The sequence below is a fragment of the Pantoea sp. X-Soil-ISGK-421 genome (genome assembly GCF_059730785.1).
Genome location: NZ_AP035979.1, coordinates 892,186 through 907,423 on the forward strand (window position 1 = coordinate 892,186; position 15,238 = coordinate 907,423).

Genomic DNA, 15,238 nt, shown 5'->3' on the forward strand with positions numbered 1-15,238 from the left:
CTGGTTGAGGACTGACGACAGGAACTTGCAGAATGAATGATGTATCTGAAAAGAAAGAGTACAGCTTCAACAAAAACTATCCACGCGATCTAATCGGCTATGCCGGCAATCCGCCGCATGCGCAGTGGCCAGGCAAGGCGCGTGTTGCGGTGCAGTTTGTCCTCAATTACGAAGAGGGTGCCGAGAATAACGTGCTGCACGGCGACGCCGGTTCCGAGCAGTTTCTTTCCGATATCATCGGCGCCGCCAGCTACGCCGATCGCCATATGTCGATGGATTCGCTGTATGAATACGGCTCGCGCGCCGGTTTCTGGCGCATCCATAATGAGTTTCAAAAGCGCGGTTTGCCGCTCACGGTGTTTGGCGTGGCGATGGCGCTGGCGCGTCATCCGGACATCGTCGAGGCGATTAAAACGGCCGATTACGACGTGGTAAGCCACGGCTGGCGCTGGATCCACTATCAAGCGATGGATGCCAAAACCGAGCGCCAGCATATGCAGCAGGCGGTGGACGTGTTGACCGATTTGTTCGGCAAAGCGCCAACCGGCTGGTACACCGGCCGCGACAGCCCCAACACCCGACGTTTGGTGGTAGAGCAGGGCGGCTTCAGCTATGACAGCGACTACTATGGCGACGACCTGCCGTTCTGGACGCAGGTCACCTGTCAGGATGGCACGGTTAAACCGCACCTGATCGTTCCCTACACGCTGGAGTGCAACGACATGCGCTTCGCCTCGCCGCAGGGCTTTAATACGGCAGAGCAGTTCTTCACCTATCTGCGCGACACCTTTGATGTGCTGTACGAAGAGGGGGAAAGCGCGCCGAAGATGATGTCGATTGGTATGCACTGCCGCTTACTGGGACGGCCGGGGAAATTCCGTGGATTGCAGCGTTTTCTCGATCATATTCAGCAGCATGAGGATGTGTGGGTGTGTACCCGGCAGCAAATTGCCGATCACTGGATTAAGACGCATCCCGCGCCGGATGCTTGAGGGGCGCTGGCGGGCTGCCAGACTGCTTTTAAAGGCTTAAAGGCTTAAAGGCTTAAAGGCTTAAAGGCTTAAAGGCTTAAAGGCTTAAAGGCAACTTCAAGGTCAAGGGCGGTTTCGATTGTCCTGCGGACAACCGACCCAGGGGAGGCAGTCGCCCCTCCCCTGGGGACCCGGTCTCTTTGTCGGCAGAATTGCCGCTACGCGGTCCCCTCACTTCAGGTGAATTCCTGACGGACCGGCTGCGATTCGCTCCTGCTCAGCGCAGCCTCTCGCCGCCGTCCTGGCGGCTCATCCTGGAATTTCCCCCTCCGTTCGGCAATTCTGACGACACCCACCCAGCCGCCAAACCTCTGCCCTAAAAAGAGATCGTATCGCGATAGTATTATTTTGATTTTATCTCTGCCCTAACAAGAGATCGCATCGCGATAATGTTGTTTTGATTTTATTTGAAAGCTTACCGCGGGGGTGTTGAGTCGGCATCACTCTCGCCGAGGAGAAGCCTGCTTCCAGGATGAGCCGCCAGGACGGCGGCGAAAGGGCCTGCTGAGCCAGGATGGCGAATCAGGGCCGGTCCGTCAGGAAGTGGGATTTGACGAGGGAACCCGCGTAGCGGGCGAGTGTGCTGCCGAAAAGCCCGGGTTCCCAGGGGAGGGGCGACTGCCTCCCCTGGGTCGGTCGGCTGAAAGCCGAACGAAACCGCCCTTGACCTTGCACTTGAAGTTGAAAGCAGCAGTCTGTTTGCCAATCAAGGCGAAACGCTGCGCCCTCAGCTCATCAAGCTAACCTGCGCTGCCACGATTCTCCAGCCGCCAGGCATCTTCACCCACGTCTGTTGTTGACGCCCAATCTTCTCCACACCCTCACGCGTAAACTCAGTACTGCACACCGCATAATCATCACCAAAAGTGGTGATCACCGTATTGCGCAGCGTACGATCCAGGCCCTTTGACGGGCGCGCGGCGCGAAACGCGCGGATCTCGTCGATGCCATACAGATTCTCGCCTGCGCCGAGGCGCACGGTGCGTTGGTCGTGCCAGAACAGTTCATCCAGCACCTCAACATCATTGCCGATCAGCGCTTGTTCGTAACGGTAAAAGGCGGCGGTGACTTCGGCGAGTACCGCCGGACGATCGATATCTTCAGATGTCATTCTCAGGCGTCCATTAAGGTAGTTTGTGGCAGCGTCAGCCCTTGCTGTTGAAGCGCCCAGGCGGCGCGCAGTGCCAGATGTTCTTTAAACGGTGCCGCGATCAATTGCAAACCGATGGGCAAGCCGCTGGCGGTGTGCAGCGGCACGGTACACACCGGCAGCCCGAGGAAAGAAATCGGCTGGGTCAGCATGCCCATGCTGGCGCGCGTCGGCAAATCCTGGCCGTTAATATGAATGGTTTCCTGGCCGATGGTGGTGGCAGTGCACGGCGTGGCAGGCGCAATCAGCACGTCGAACTGATCAAACAGCGGCAGCACCTGCTGCTGGAAGTGACGACGGAAACGCTGTGCCTGCACGTACCATGCTGATGGCAGCATCGCACCGGCCAGCAGACGCTCGCGCGAATTAGGCTCGAACTGTTCCGGCTGGCTGCGCAGCAGTGGCAAGTAGTGATTACCACCTTCTGCGGCGGTCATGATAAAGGCTGCCGATCGCGCGATTTCAGCATTGGGTAAGCTGACTTCCTCCACGGCATTTAACGCTTTGGCGACAACCGCCACGGCGGCGCGCGCTTCATCGCTGCACCAGGTTGAGAAGAACCCGCCAAGTACCGCGCTGCGCACACCTTCTGCACCCATGCTTAGCCCTGCGCTGACCGGCGCAACCGGCTGCGCGGCCTGGAAGGCATCGCTGGCATCGGCACCTTGTAAAGTGTCATAAACCAGACTCAAATCTTCTACCGAACGGGCAAACGGGCCGATGTGATCAAGGCTAGCGACAAACGGGTGGCTGCCGCTGCGCGACAGGCGACCAAAGGTCGGCTTCAGACCGAAGATGCCACACAGTGAAGCGGGCACGCGGATCGAGCCGTTGGTGTCAGTGCCGAGTGAAAAATGCACCAAACCGGCTGCAACCGCCGCCGCCGAACCGCCTGACGATCCGCCCGCCACGCGGGTGACATCACGCGGATTGTGCGTCGCGCCGTAATGGGTATTTTCGGTGGTAAAGCCGTAGGCGTAGGCATCCATATTCAGCATGCCGGAGAGCAGCGCGCCGGATTGACGCAGTTTGTTCACCGCCCACGCATCATCGCGTGCCGCCGCGCGTTCGCTGAACAGGCTGGCACCGGCCAGGGTGCTGTGTCCGGCGACATCAAACAGGTTTTTCACCGCATAGGGAATGCCGGCCAATGGCGGCAAGCTCTCGCCACGCTGGCGCTGCTGATCGATCTGATCGGCTTCGCGCAGCATGCGCTGGCCGGTGACTTCGGTCCAGGCGTTGATGGCCGGGTTGTGTTGCTCAATCGCCGCCAGCGTAGTTTGCGCGATATCGCGGGCGCTGATCTCGCCCTGACTCAGCGCCTGCTGCAGGGCGTTAATCGATAATGATGACAGCTTCATGGATGAAAGACTCCCGCCACTTCCAGGCGATCGTCGAGTGGCAGCGCCATCAGCGGCTCGGCCATCGCGGCGATGCGGTTGAACTGCGTCAGCAGCTCGGCGCGGCGCGCATCATCCAGCTCCAGCGCCAGAATCTGCTCCATTTGGGCGATGTAGGTGGCCCAGTCCGGTTGTGAACTCATGATTACTCTCCGTTAGAAACCGGCGGCGCTGCCGTTGCTGCGCGGATCGAACGCGCCTTCCAGCATGCCGTTGTTGTGTCGAACGATCGCACCCGCATGGCCGACCACTTCGCTGAAATCGGGCAGCAGTTCAACCTCATGGCCGAGCGCGCGCAGCTGCTGTACCGTTTCTGGGGCGAAGCGCGCTTCAAGCTTGAGGGAATCGGATGATTGTCCCCATGTCCGGCCCAGCAGCCAGCGCGGCGCGCTCACCGCCTGTTGCAGCGGATGCCCCTGAATCACGTGACGGGTGAAAATTGCTGCCTGGGTTTGTGGTTGGCCGTCGCCGCCCATCGATCCATAAACCATGGTGCGGCCATCTTTCAGGCGTGCGGCGGCAGGGTTAAGGGTATGAAACGGTTGTTTGCCCGGCTGCAGCGTCAGTAAGTGGTCGGGTTGCAGGCTGAAGGCGGCGCCACGGTTTTGCCAGGTGATGCCGGTGCCCGGCAATACCACGCCGCTGCCGAATTCGTGATAAATGCTCTGGATAAAGGAAACCGCCAGCCCGCTGCTGTCCATCACGCCCATCCACACGGTGTCGCCAGGTCCGCGCCCGGTACCCCATGACGCGGCGTGTTGGTCATCCACCTGCGCCGCCAGCGTGCTGAGATGCTCAGCATCCAGCAGGCTTTGTACATCGATGTCGATGTGGCGCGGATCGGTAATGTGCTGGTCGCGCAGCGCGAAGGCTTTTTTGGTGGCTTCGACGATGCGGTGCACGGTTTGCGCTTCATCGGCGTCTGCCATTGCGAGCCGATCGGTAATGCCGAGGATCGCCAGCGACACCAAACCCTGCGTCGGCGGCGTCATGTTCCAGATATCGCCTTCACTGTGCGCCAGATGCAGCGGCGTGCAGCGCCGAGCGTGGTGCGTCTGCAAATCTTCCAGCGTGATCGGCATCCCCAGCGCGGTCATTTCGCGTGCCAGATGATGCGCCAGTTCACCGCGATAAAAACTTTCCAGCCCCTGTTCGCACAGCATGCTCAGCGTATTCGCCAGCGCGGGTTGGGTAAAACGGCTACCGGCGATCGGCACGCTACCGTCCGGCAGGAAGGTGGCGGCAAAACCGGGTTGATGCTGTAACTCGTGCTGCTTGGCGGCGGTGGCAGCGGCTTGCGAGGCGGTGACCGGGATCCCATCGGCGGCATAGCGAATCGCATCGCGTAGCAGGCGGGTTAACGGCAGCGGCGTCGCGCCGAGTTCCTGCGCCAGCGTCAACGCTTCCTGCCAGCCGCTCACGGTGCCCGCGACGGTTAATGCGGCTTTCGGTCCGCGATGCGGAATATGGGTTTCACCGTGATAGAAATCGACATGAGCGAGCGTTCCGGCAGCGCCGCTGGCGTCAATGGCGATGGGATCGCCGTTGGGCGGCACCACCAGCCAGAAGCCATCGCCACCCAAACCGTTCATGTGCGGATAAACCACGGCGATAGTCGCGGCGGCGGCCACCATTGCTTCCAGCGCATTGCCGCCTTCGCGCAGCACGGCTAGCGCACTTTCGCTGGCGAGATGATGTGGCGTAACGGCCATGCCTAACGGCGCCATGTTGCTCTGTATCATAGTAATTTCTTCTCTTGTTCTTATGTGAGTACGCTGTTTAATCCCCCGCACATTCCGTAGCGGCGCGATTTATCGCGCAATAAATTGCGCCGCTACGGAATGTGCGCATTTATGCGCACCTGGTAGATACTGCACAAATCTAAGCAAGAGCTGTTCCAGTTTTGGTCGGACATCAATCTGGATCGATTTATGCTAGCTTGTGGTGAAACGAAAGTTACAGGACCGATGATGAAACAACTTGATGAACGCCTTCGTAGTCACTACCCGCAACTGTCGCCGCAGGAGCAGCGCATTGCCGACTTCGTGTTTGACCATTTTGATGACCTGATCAGCTACAACAGCGCCGAGCTGGCGCGGCTGAGCGGCGTCTCGAAGGCCACGGTCAGCCGTTTGTTCAAGCGTCTCGGTTACGAGAAATACAAGGATATGCGCGATGAGCTGCGCATCCTGCGCCAGAGCGGTATGCCGCTCACCGACAACCGCGATGCGGTGCAGGGCAACACGCTGCTGTCACGCCACTATAAGCAAGAGATGGCGAACCTGACACAATGGGTGAACAGCATCGATCCGCAGCAGTTTGGCGACGTGATCACCGCGCTGGGCTCGGCTAAACGGGTGTTTATCATTGGTATGCGTAACGCCTATCCGGTGGCGCTGCACCTGCGTCAGCAGCTGATGCAGGCGCGCCCGCAGGTGCATGTGCTGCCACAGCCGGGCCAGACGCTGGGCGAAGAGCTGGTGGATATCACGCCCGACGATATTGTCGTGGTGATGGCGTTTCGCCGCCGTCCACGCATCATTCGCCCTTTAATGCAGCAACTGCAGCAGAGCAACATTCCGGTGCTGGCGCTGTGTGAGCCGCAGGCGCAGGGCATCATTACGCTGGCGCGCTGGCAACTGTGCGCGCCACTCGACAGCGTTTCCGCCTTTGATAGCTATGCTTCCGCCATGAGCCTGATTAACCTGCTGGCCAACGCCTTACTGCACGAAATGTTGTCGCAAGGGCGTCAACGTATCCACCAAATCGCCGATCTCTATCAGCATCTTGATGAGCTCGAACACCGTTAGCGGGCGCCATAATGGTGCAATGCACTATTTTAGATCGTTAATTCAAACGGGCTTGATGCCCGTTTTTGCTGCCTCCTGCTAAGAAAAACCCCGCTTTTTCCCCTTTCATTTATCGGCACTGCGGTTGGCACATTAGTTGCAGAATGATTCATCAAGAATCTTTTGTTTCACGTAAACTCACCGGGGTGCATAATGAAAAAAGTATTATTGGCGGTAGCGGGCGCGGCATTGCTGATGGCGCAGGTCGGGAGTGCGATGGCCGATCAGTTGCAGGATATTCAGAAGCGCGGCGTGATCCGTGTCGCCGTCCCGCAAGACTTCCCGCCGTTCGGTTCCGTCGGTACTGACCTGCAACCGCAGGGCTACGATATCGACATGGCGAAGTATCTGGCCAAACAGATGAAACTGAAGTTGCAGCTGGTGCCGGTTTCCAGTGCCAACCGTGTGCCGTATCTGCAAACCGATAAAGTCGATCTGGTGATCTCCAGCATGGGCAAAAACGCCGAGCGCGAAAAAGTGATCGATTTCACCCGCGCTTATGCGCCGTTCTTCCTCGGCGTGTTTGGTCCGAAAGGTGAAACGCTGAAAGATGCGGCGGCGCTGAGCGGCAAATCCATTGGCGTAACGCGCGGTGCGGTGGAAGACATGGTGTTAAGCGATATCGCCCCGAAAGAAGCGCAGGTGAAGCGATATGAAGATAACAACACCACGCTGTCGGCCTACCTCTCTGGCCAGGTGCAGTACGTTGCCACTGGCAACCTGGTGGTGGCAGCGATTGCGCGTCAGAACGCCGAAAAAGCGCCGGTGGCCCAGTTCATGCTGAAAGATTCGCCGTGCTACATCGGCCTGAAAAAAGGTGAGCCGGCACTGAAAGACAAAGTGAATGCGCTGATTGAGCAAGGCATCAAAGACGGCACGCTGAACACGCTGTCGGAAGAGTGGCTCAAAGCGCCGCTGCCAGCCAATCTCGGCGCATAAAACATGGGGCAACTTAATTTTGCAGATCTCTGGCCGCACTGGCCAGAGTTGCTGGCCGGGCTGTGGGTCACGATTCAGATCACCGTGCTCGCCACTGTCGGCGGTGTCAGCCTCGGCATTCTCGGCGCGGCGCTGCGCAGCGGCAAACCGAGCTGGGCGAGCCGCATCTGGGGCGTGTATGTCGAGCTGATCCGTAATACGCCATTTGTGGTGCAGCTGTTTTTTATCGTCTTTGGTTTGCCCAATCTGGGCCTGAAACTGACGGCGGGCGAAGCCGCGCTGTTGGCGATGTTGATTAACCTTGGGGCATACAGCACCGAAATCATTCGTGCCGGGATTCAGGTGACGCCGCGCGGTCAGTGGGAAGCAGGGCGCGTGCTGGGATTAACCCGCACGCAAACCTTTATCCGCGTGGTGCTGCCGCCGTCGCTGCAGCGCATTTATCCGGCGCTGGTCAGTCAATGCATCATTGTGATGCTCGGCTCATCGGTGGTGTCGCAAGTGTCGTACGAAGAGTTGACCTTCGCCGCCAACCTGATTCAGTCGCGTACCTTTTTGAGTTTTGAGGTCTATTTCGTGACCACGCTGATCTATCTGGCGTTGTCGATTGCCATGCGCCAACTGCTGCTGGCGCTGGGACGTAAATGGTTGGGAGCGCAGCCGGCATGACGACTTTTACCGACTGGGACATCCTGCGTAACCTGCTGCTGGCAGCGCGCTGGACAATTTTACTCTCGCTGGTGGCGTTTTTTGGCGGCACGTTGGTGACTTTGCCGCTGCTGTTTATGCGCTTGCTGAAGCGTAAATGGCCAATGCGCCTGGTGCGCGCTTACACCGAGCTTTTTCAGGGCACGCCGCTGCTGATGCAGCTGTTTCTCGCCTTCTTCGGTGTTGGCTTGTTTGGCATCGATGTGGCGCCCTGGACTGCCGCCTCGCTGGCCTTAACGCTCTACACCAGCGCGTTTCTGGTGGATATCTGGTACGGCAGCATTCGCGCCCTGCCAAAAGGGCAGTGGGAAGCATCGCGCTGTCTTGGCCTGACCTTTGGTCAAACGCTGTTTCGCGTGGTCGCACCGCAGGCGATTCGTATTGCCATTGCACCCACCGTGGGTTTTGCCGTGCAGGTGATCAAAGGCACTGCGCTGGCCTCGATTATCGGTTTCGTCGAGCTGACTAAAGCCGGCACCATTTTGAATAACGTGACCTATGAGCCGTTCAAGGTATTTGGCCTGGTGGCGCTCGGTTATTTCCTGATGTGTTATCCGCTGTCGCGTTACAGCCAGTACCTGGAGAAAAAATTCAATGCCGCTCATCACCATTAATCAGGTACAGAAGTACTACGGCGACAACCATGTGCTGAAAGGGGTCGATCTCGATGTCGACCACGGCGAAGTGATCTCGATTATCGGCCGCAGCGGATCGGGCAAAAGTACCTTGCTACGCTGCATGAACGGGCTGGAAGGTTATCAGGATGGCAGCATCAAACTCGGTGGCATGACCATCACCGATCGTGAATCACAAGCGCGTGAAATTAGCCGCTCGGTCGGCATGGTGTTCCAGAACTTCAACCTTTTCCCGCATATGACGGCGTTGGAAAACGTGATGCTGGCACCACGTCGCGTGCTGAAGAAAAGCGAAGCCGAATGCCGCGCACTGGCGACACAGATGCTGGAGAAAGTCGGCCTCGGTGAGCGCATCAATTATTACCCTGCCAATCTGTCTGGCGGCCAGCAGCAGCGCGTGGCGATTGCCCGTGCGCTGGCAATGCAGCCTAAAGTTTTACTCTGTGATGAGATCACCTCAGCGCTCGATCCCGAGTTGGTGGGCGAAGTGTTGAAAGTGCTGGAGCAATTAGCCGCCGAAGGCATGACGCTGATTCTCGTCACCCATGAAATGAACTTCGCCCGCGACGTGGGCGATCGTGTGGTCTTTATGCATCAGGGGCGCGTCTGGGAGCAGGGCGACAGCAAAACGCTGTTCGCCAATCCGCAAACCGCGGAGCTGAAACAGTTTATCTCGACGGTGCGTCTGTAAACGAATAACAAGGAAACCCTCATGGATATCAGCCAGTTTTCGCAAATCAATCCGCCACAGCGTCTGCTGATGGGACCGGGCCCGATCAACGCCGATCCGCGCGTGCTGCGCGCCATGTCGAGCCAGTTGGTTGGTCAGTACGATCCGGCGATGACGCACTACATGAACGAAGTGATGGCGCTATACCGTGGCGTATTCCGCACTGAAAACCGCTGGACGATGCTGATCGACGGCACTTCACGCGCCGGTATCGAGGCGATTCTGCTGTCGGCGATCCGTCCGGGCGACAAAGTGCTGGTGCCCGTGTTTGGCCGCTTCGGTCATCTGCTGTGTGAAATTGCCCGCCGCTGCCGCGCGGAAGTGCATACCATCGACGTGCCGTGGGGCGAAGTATTCACGCCGGATCAGATTGAAGATGCGATCAAAAAAGTGCAGCCGCGCCTGCTGCTGACGGTGCAGGGCGATACGTCCACCACCATGTTGCAGCCGCTGGAAGAGCTGGGCGCCATTTGCCAGAAATATGGCGTGCTGTTCTATACCGATGCCACCGCCTCGCTCGGCGGTAATGCGTTGGAAACCGATGCGTGGGGCCTCGATGCGGTCTCTGCCGGGATGCAGAAGTGCCTTGGCGGACCGTCCGGCACCTCGCCGATCACGCTGAGCCCGCAGATGGAAGCGGTGATCCGCAAGCGCAAATGCGTGGAAGAGGGCATCCGCACCGCCGAACATCAGGATGGCGACGACGAGATGATCTACTCCAACTATTTTGATCTTGGCATGATCATGGATTACTGGGGTCCGGAACGCCTTAATCACCATACCGAAGCCACTACCGCGCTGTTTGGCGCGCGTGAATGTGCGCGCCTGATGATGCAGGAAGGACTGGATAACGGCATCGCGCGCCATAAACTGCACGGCGAGGCGCTGCTGAAAGGGATTCAGGGCATGGGCCTGGAAACCTTCGGCGATCTTAAACACAAAATGAATAACGTGCTCGGCGTGGTGATCCCGCAGGGCGTAAATGGCGATCAGGTGCGTAAGTTGGTGCTGGAGGATTTCGGCATTGAAATCGGCACCTCGTTTGGTCCGCTGCATGGCAAAGTGTGGCGCATCGGCACCATGGGCTACAACGCGCGCAAAGATTGCGTGATGCAAACCTTAAGCGCGCTGGAAGCGGTGCTGAATCATGTTGGCTTCCGCACCACGCAAGGTGCGGCGATGCAAGCGGCATGGGATCTCTACGGGAGCCGCGCATGAATCAAAGCCTGATGACTGCCAGCGAGGCGCAAATTGCCGCCGCTCGCGTCATGGCGCGCTGTGACGCCCTCGCGGAGATCAGCGAAAGCGAAGATGGCCTGACGCGCGTTTATCTGTCACCGGAACAGCTGCGTGCCAACGCGCGCGTCGGCGAATGGATGCAGGCCGCAGGCATGACGACGTGGCAGGATGCGGTGGGCAATATTTGTGGCCGCTATGAAGCGGCACAGTCGGGCGCGCAGGCGCTGCTGCTCGGTTCGCATCTGGATACGGTGCGTAATGCCGGTCGCTATGACGGCATGCTCGGCGTGTTAAGCGCCATCGAAACCGTTCAGTGGCTGCACGATCGTCAACAGCGTTTGCCGCTGGCGATTGAGATTGTGGGTTTTGGCGACGAAGAGGGCACGCGCTTCGGCATCACGCTGCTCGGCAGTCGTGGCATTACCGGCAGCTGGCCCGACAGCTGGGTAACACATCCCGATGGCAACGGCATCACCGTGGCGGAAGCGATGCAGGATGTCGGTTTCGATGAGGCAAAAATTCTTGATGCAGCGCGCGATGTGAATGATATCGCTGCCTATCTGGAGCTGCATATTGAGCAAGGTCCGTGTCTTGAACAGGAAGATTTAGCGCTCGGCGTGGTCACGGCGATCAATGGCGCGCGTCGTCTTAACTGCAGTTTTATCGGAGAAGCCGGTCACGCCGGTACCGTGCCGATGATGCATCGCAAAGATGCGCTGGCCGCCGCCGCCGAATGGATGGTGTTTATCGAACACACCACCGCCGAGCACGACCCGCAGCTGGTGGCGACGGTCGGTACGCTGAGCTGTTTACCGGGCGCGGTCAACGTGATTCCCGGCGAAGTGCAGCTGTCGCTTGACGTACGCGGCCCGCAGGATGAGCCGCTGGAGCGCTTGCTCTCCACGCTGCTCACCCAGGCACAGGCGATTGCACTGCGTCGCGGACTCACTTTTAATGCCAATGAGTATTACCACATTGCCGCCACCGCCTGTGATGCGCGCTTACAGCAGGCGCTGAGTCACGCGGTGGAAACGGTGCAGGGGCGCAGTCTGTCGCTACCGAGCGGCGCGGGCCACGATGCGATTGCCATCGCCGAGCGCTGGCCGGTCGGCATGCTGTTTGTGCGCAACCATCGCGGCATCAGCCATCATCCGGCGGAGTCGGTGCAGGCGGACGATGTGGCGCTGGGCGTGCAGGCCTATCTGCAAGCGGTTTGCGACATCGCCCGTGCTTAAAGGAAGCGAAATATGGATCTGGTAAGTTTTAATCAGCTCTCACCGCAAGCCGCGCAGGCGACCATTGCGCACTGTGTGGCGATTCCAGCGTGGCAACAGGCGCTGGTGGCGGCACGGCCTTTTGCCGACATCGCGGCGTTACAGGCCGAATCCGATCGCCTGGGTCAGTTGTGGCAAGCCGATGATCTGGCGCAGGCGCTGAGCGCCCATCCACGCATTGGCGACAAGGTGGCGGGAGCGGACAAGGAAGCGGCGTTGTCGCGCAGTGAGCAGTCGGCGATGCAGCAGGCGGACGGCGCGCTCCAGCTGGCGATGCTGGCCGGCAATCAAACCTACGAGCAGCGTTTTGGTCAGGTATTTTTGATTCGCGCTAAAGGGCGCAGCGGCGAGGAGATGCTGGCGGAATTGCAGCGTCGTCTCAATAACGATGCACAGACTGAACAGCGTGAAGCGCTGACGCAGCTGCGAGAAATCACCCTGTTACGGCTGAAGGAGAGCATCACATGAGCACTATTACGACGCATATTCTCGATACCGCGCTGGGTAGACCGGCGATTGGCGTGGCGGTTTCGCTGGAGCAGAACAGCCCGGAAGGGTGGCTGCCGCTGGTGGAAGGCAAAACTGACAGCGACGGGCGCATCAAAGATTTGACGCCCGAGCCGCTCGCGCCGGGTCATTATCGTTTGACGGCGGAGATCGGCGACTACTTTGCCGCTGAAGGGCGCGATGCGCTGTATGTCAGTGCGCAGATTGATTTCGTGATTGCTGCCACGGGCAGCCATTATCATCTGCCGTTTCTCATCTCGCCGTGGTCGTGGTCAACCTATCGCGGTAGCTGATTCATCTCCCTCGCACCGGTCGTAGCGGCGCGATTTATCGCGCATTCCATCGCGAATAGGATGCGCAATAAATTGCGCCGCTACGACAGATGCGTTTAATAAACCTAAAATGTGGCTCACATCACACGGCTGCGCTTGAAAGCCAGCAACTATCAAAACCTTCGGTTCATCCAAATATATTCTTGACTAAAGTACGGCTAATCTTAGTCGCATATTAGAAAGTAATGTGAAGCCAATGGAGCCGAAAAATGAGCACGCACGACAATAACGATAATGCAGCAGCCTCAGGTAAATGCCCCTTTCATCACGGGGCATCTGAAGAGAAGAGTGTTTTGGCGCGCGGCGCCGGTGGCGGGACGTCCAACCGCGACTGGTGGCCGAATATGCTACGTGTCGATCTGTTAAACCAGCACTCCAACCGTTCCAATCCGCTCAGTGACACTTTCAATTACCGCGACGAATTCAGCAAGCTTGATTACTCCGCATTAAAAGCCGATATCCGTGCACTTCTCACCGATTCGCAATCCTGGTGGCCAGCCGACTGGGGCAGCTATATTGGGCTGTTCATTCGCATGGCGTGGCACAGCGCGGGTACATATCGCACCATCGATGGTCGCGGCGGTTCAGGTCGTGGTCAGCAGCGTTTTGCCCCGCTTAACTCATGGCCGGATAACGTCAGCCTCGATAAAGCGCGTCGCCTGCTGTGGCCGGTGAAACAAAAATATGGTCAAAAAATTTCCTGGGCCGATCTCTATATTCTGGCGGGCAATGTGTCGCTGGAAAATGCCGGCTTCCGCACTTTCGGCTTTGGTGCCGGTCGTGAAGATGTGTGGGAACCGGATATGGATGTGGATTGGGGCCACGAAACCGAATGGCTGGCGCATCGCCATCCAGAAGCGCTTGCCAACGCCCCGTTGGGTGCCACCGAAATGGGCCTGATCTACGTGAACCCGGAAGGTCCGGAAGCCAGCGGCGATCCAAAATCTGCCGCGCCGGCGATTCGTGCCACCTTCGGCAATATGGGCATGAACGACGAAGAGATCGTGGCGCTGATTGCTGGCGGTCATACGTTGGGTAAAACGCACGGTGCGGCAGAAGCCAGCCATGTGGGCGTCGATCCTGAAGAGTCACCGATTGAAGCACAGGGCCTGGGCTGGACCAGCAGCTACGCCAGCGGCGTGGGTAAAGATGCCATCACTTCAGGCTTAGAAGTGGTGTGGACGCAAACCCCAACGCAGTGGAGCAACTACTTCTTCGAGAACCTGTTCAAATACGAATGGGTACAGACGCACAGCCCGGCGGGCGCGATCCAGTTCGAAGCGGTTGATGCCGAAGCGATTATCCCGGATCCGTTTGATCCCGAGAAAAAACGTAAGCCGACCATGCTGGTGACCGATCTGACGCTGCGTTTCGATGAAGAGTTCGGCAAGATCTCGCGCCGCTTCCTTAACGATCCGCAGGCGTTCAACGAAGCCTTTGCACGCGCGTGGTTCAAACTGACACACCGCGATATGGGACCAAAAGCGCGGTATATCGGTCCGGAAGTGCCGAAGGAAGATCTGATCTGGCAGGATCCGTTACCGCAGGCCACCCATCAGCCAACGCCTGCAGATATCAGTGATATCAAAGCGCGCATTGCCGCTTCAGGCTTGAGCGTCAGCCAGTTGGTTTCTGCCGCGTGGGCCTCGGCCTCGACTTTCCGCGGTGGCGACAAACGCGGCGGTGCCAACGGTGCGCGTCTGGCATTAGCGCCGCAAAAAGATTGGGCGGTGAATGCCAGCGTTATTGCGGATGTGCTGCCAACCTTGCAGAAGATTCAGCAGGAATCGGGCAAGGCATCACTCGCCGATGTCATTGTGCTGGCGGGTAGCGTGGGTATTGAGCTGGCCGCCGCCGCAGCGGGCGTGGCAACGCAAGTGCCGTTCACGCCGGGCCGTGTCGATGCGCGTCAGGATCAAACCGACGTGGAGTCGTTCAACTTCCTGCAGCCGCTGGCCGACGGCTTCCGTAACTATCGTCGTAGCGCGAAAGGTTCTTCAACCGAAACGTTGCTATTAGACAAAGCACAGCAGCTGACGCTGAGCGCGCCAGAACTGACGGTGTTGTTAGGTGGTCTGCGCGTGCTGGGCACCAACTTCGACGGCGGCCAACACGGCGTGTTCACCGATCGTGTTGGCGTACTGAGCAACGACTTCTTCGTTAACCTGCTGGATATGCGCACCGCGTGGAAAGCGACCGATGAGAGCGAAGAGCTGTTTGAAGGTCGCGATCGTCTGAGTGGCGAAGTTAAGTTCAGCGCCACGCGTGCCGATTTAGTGTTTGGATCGAACGCGATTTTGCGTGCGCTGGCTGAAGTTTACGCCAGTAGCGATGCGAAGCAGAAGTTCGTTACCGACTTCGTGGCTGCATGGACCAAAGTGATGAACCTGGATCGCTTCGAGCTGTAATTCATCAAGGAAAAATAAACCCCGGCTTGCCGGGGT

The 15,238-nt window shown here is 58.5% G+C and carries 15 protein-coding genes; 11 read left to right on the forward strand and 4 right to left on the reverse strand.

Annotated elements, in window-relative coordinates:
* Nucleotides 1-32 precede the first annotated feature (32 nt).
* Complete coding sequence (gene puuE / locus AC6I8K_RS03990; RefSeq protein WP_064740338.1) at nucleotides 33-992, forward strand: allantoinase PuuE; 960 nt, start codon at nucleotides 33-35, stop codon at nucleotides 990-992.
* A 766-nt stretch (nucleotides 993-1,758) separates the two neighbouring features.
* Here the strand turns inward: puuE and hpxZ are convergent.
* The 4 genes from hpxZ to AC6I8K_RS04010 are packed head-to-tail and all read right to left on the reverse strand — an operon-like array spanning nucleotide 1,759 to nucleotide 5,323.
* Nucleotides 1,759-2,142 carry an oxalurate catabolism protein HpxZ gene (gene hpxZ, locus AC6I8K_RS03995; protein ID WP_064740339.1) on the reverse strand — a complete coding sequence of 128 codons (384 nt, stop codon included), beginning with the start codon at nucleotides 2,140-2,142 and terminating at the stop codon, nucleotides 1,759-1,761.
* Nucleotides 2,143-2,144: 2 nt separating this feature from the next.
* Nucleotides 2,145-3,542 (reverse strand): AtzE family amidohydrolase, encoded by a 1,398-nt coding sequence (locus AC6I8K_RS04000; RefSeq protein ID WP_483816858.1) that lies wholly within the window; start codon nucleotides 3,540-3,542, stop codon nucleotides 2,145-2,147.
* Nucleotides 3,539-3,724, reverse strand: a complete 186-nt coding sequence (hpxX, locus tag AC6I8K_RS04005) for an oxalurate catabolism protein HpxX (RefSeq protein ID WP_061723592.1) — start codon at nucleotides 3,722-3,724, stop codon at nucleotides 3,539-3,541. Before hpxX ends, AC6I8K_RS04000 begins: the two co-directional genes overlap by 4 nt.
* Nucleotides 3,725-3,736: 12 nt before the next feature.
* On the reverse strand, nucleotides 3,737-5,323 hold the full coding sequence (locus tag AC6I8K_RS04010; RefSeq protein ID WP_497826261.1) for a gamma-glutamyltransferase family protein: 1,587 nt from the start codon (nucleotides 5,321-5,323) through the stop codon (nucleotides 3,737-3,739).
* 228 nt (nucleotides 5,324-5,551) lie between these two features.
* On the opposite strand from AC6I8K_RS04010, the gene hpxU reads away from it, so the two are divergent.
* The 10 genes from hpxU (at nucleotide 5,552) to katG (ending at nucleotide 15,202) form a co-directional block, all read left to right on the forward strand.
* Nucleotides 5,552-6,391 carry a MurR/RpiR family transcriptional regulator HpxU gene (hpxU, locus tag AC6I8K_RS04015; RefSeq protein ID WP_497827217.1) on the forward strand — a complete coding sequence of 280 codons (840 nt, stop codon included), beginning with the start codon at nucleotides 5,552-5,554 and terminating at the stop codon, nucleotides 6,389-6,391.
* A 192-nt stretch (nucleotides 6,392-6,583) separates the two neighbouring features.
* Nucleotides 6,584-7,369, forward strand: a complete 786-nt coding sequence (locus AC6I8K_RS04020; protein WP_064740343.1) for a transporter substrate-binding domain-containing protein — start codon at nucleotides 6,584-6,586, stop codon at nucleotides 7,367-7,369.
* A gap of 3 nt (nucleotides 7,370-7,372) precedes the next feature.
* Nucleotides 7,373-8,038: an amino acid ABC transporter permease gene (locus AC6I8K_RS04025; RefSeq protein WP_064740344.1), complete on the forward strand. Its 666-nt coding sequence runs from the start codon at nucleotides 7,373-7,375 to the stop codon at nucleotides 8,036-8,038.
* Nucleotides 8,035-8,691 (forward strand): amino acid ABC transporter permease, encoded by a 657-nt coding sequence (locus AC6I8K_RS04030; RefSeq protein ID WP_007887184.1) that lies wholly within the window; start codon nucleotides 8,035-8,037, stop codon nucleotides 8,689-8,691. The genes AC6I8K_RS04025 and AC6I8K_RS04030 overlap by 4 nt, the downstream gene beginning before the upstream one ends.
* Nucleotides 8,672-9,403: an amino acid ABC transporter ATP-binding protein gene (locus tag AC6I8K_RS04035; protein ID WP_064740345.1), complete on the forward strand. Its 732-nt coding sequence runs from the start codon at nucleotides 8,672-8,674 to the stop codon at nucleotides 9,401-9,403. Before AC6I8K_RS04030 ends, AC6I8K_RS04035 begins: the two co-directional genes overlap by 20 nt.
* 21 nt (nucleotides 9,404-9,424) lie before the next feature.
* Nucleotides 9,425-10,660, forward strand: coding sequence for a pyridoxal-phosphate-dependent aminotransferase family protein (locus AC6I8K_RS04040; RefSeq protein ID WP_064740346.1), 1,236 nt, complete (start codon nucleotides 9,425-9,427; stop codon nucleotides 10,658-10,660).
* On the forward strand, nucleotides 10,657-11,916 hold the full coding sequence (gene hpxK, locus AC6I8K_RS04045) for an allantoate amidohydrolase (RefSeq protein ID WP_497826262.1): 1,260 nt from the start codon (nucleotides 10,657-10,659) through the stop codon (nucleotides 11,914-11,916). The genes AC6I8K_RS04040 and hpxK overlap by 4 nt, the downstream gene beginning before the upstream one ends.
* Nucleotides 11,917-11,928: 12 nt before the next feature.
* The gene (gene uraD / locus AC6I8K_RS04050; RefSeq protein WP_497826263.1) at nucleotides 11,929-12,423 is read left to right on the forward strand and encodes a 2-oxo-4-hydroxy-4-carboxy-5-ureidoimidazoline decarboxylase; all 495 of its coding nucleotides are present in this window, start codon (nucleotides 11,929-11,931) and stop codon (nucleotides 12,421-12,423) included.
* On the forward strand, nucleotides 12,420-12,755 hold the full coding sequence (uraH, locus tag AC6I8K_RS04055; RefSeq protein ID WP_483816862.1) for a hydroxyisourate hydrolase: 336 nt from the start codon (nucleotides 12,420-12,422) through the stop codon (nucleotides 12,753-12,755). The genes uraD and uraH overlap by 4 nt, the downstream gene beginning before the upstream one ends.
* A 248-nt stretch (nucleotides 12,756-13,003) precedes the next feature.
* The gene (gene katG, locus AC6I8K_RS04060) at nucleotides 13,004-15,202 is read left to right on the forward strand and encodes a catalase/peroxidase HPI (RefSeq protein ID WP_064740350.1); all 2,199 of its coding nucleotides are present in this window, start codon (nucleotides 13,004-13,006) and stop codon (nucleotides 15,200-15,202) included.
* The last annotated feature ends 36 nt before the right edge of the window (nucleotides 15,203-15,238 follow it).

Excerpts from the sequence above, each read along its gene's own strand:
- hpxK (WP_497826262.1), top strand. The coding sequence starts at position 10,657 with ATGAATCAAAGCCTGATGACTGCCAGCGAGGCGCAAATTGCCGCCGCT.
- katG (WP_064740350.1), top strand. The coding sequence starts at position 13,004 with ATGAGCACGCACGACAATAACGATAATGCAGCAGCCTCAGGTAAATGC.
- hpxX (WP_061723592.1), bottom strand. The coding sequence starts at position 3,724 with ATGAGTTCACAACCGGACTGGGCCACCTACATCGCCCAAATGGAGCAG.
- AC6I8K_RS04030 (WP_007887184.1), top strand. The coding sequence starts at position 8,035 with ATGACGACTTTTACCGACTGGGACATCCTGCGTAACCTGCTGCTGGCA.
- AC6I8K_RS04040 (WP_064740346.1), top strand. The coding sequence starts at position 9,425 with ATGGATATCAGCCAGTTTTCGCAAATCAATCCGCCACAGCGTCTGCTG.
- puuE (WP_064740338.1), top strand. The coding sequence starts at position 33 with ATGAATGATGTATCTGAAAAGAAAGAGTACAGCTTCAACAAAAACTAT.
- AC6I8K_RS04025 (WP_064740344.1), top strand. The coding sequence starts at position 7,373 with ATGGGGCAACTTAATTTTGCAGATCTCTGGCCGCACTGGCCAGAGTTG.
- uraH (WP_483816862.1), top strand. The coding sequence starts at position 12,420 with ATGAGCACTATTACGACGCATATTCTCGATACCGCGCTGGGTAGACCG.
- AC6I8K_RS04035 (WP_064740345.1), top strand. The coding sequence starts at position 8,672 with ATGCCGCTCATCACCATTAATCAGGTACAGAAGTACTACGGCGACAAC.
- uraD (WP_497826263.1), top strand. The coding sequence starts at position 11,929 with ATGGATCTGGTAAGTTTTAATCAGCTCTCACCGCAAGCCGCGCAGGCG.
- AC6I8K_RS04020 (WP_064740343.1), top strand. The coding sequence starts at position 6,584 with ATGAAAAAAGTATTATTGGCGGTAGCGGGCGCGGCATTGCTGATGGCG.
- hpxZ (WP_064740339.1), bottom strand. The coding sequence starts at position 2,142 with ATGACATCTGAAGATATCGATCGTCCGGCGGTACTCGCCGAAGTCACC.
- AC6I8K_RS04010 (WP_497826261.1), bottom strand. The coding sequence starts at position 5,323 with ATGATACAGAGCAACATGGCGCCGTTAGGCATGGCCGTTACGCCACAT.
- hpxU (WP_497827217.1), top strand. The coding sequence starts at position 5,552 with ATGAAACAACTTGATGAACGCCTTCGTAGTCACTACCCGCAACTGTCG.
- AC6I8K_RS04000 (WP_483816858.1), bottom strand. The coding sequence starts at position 3,542 with ATGAAGCTGTCATCATTATCGATTAACGCCCTGCAGCAGGCGCTGAGT.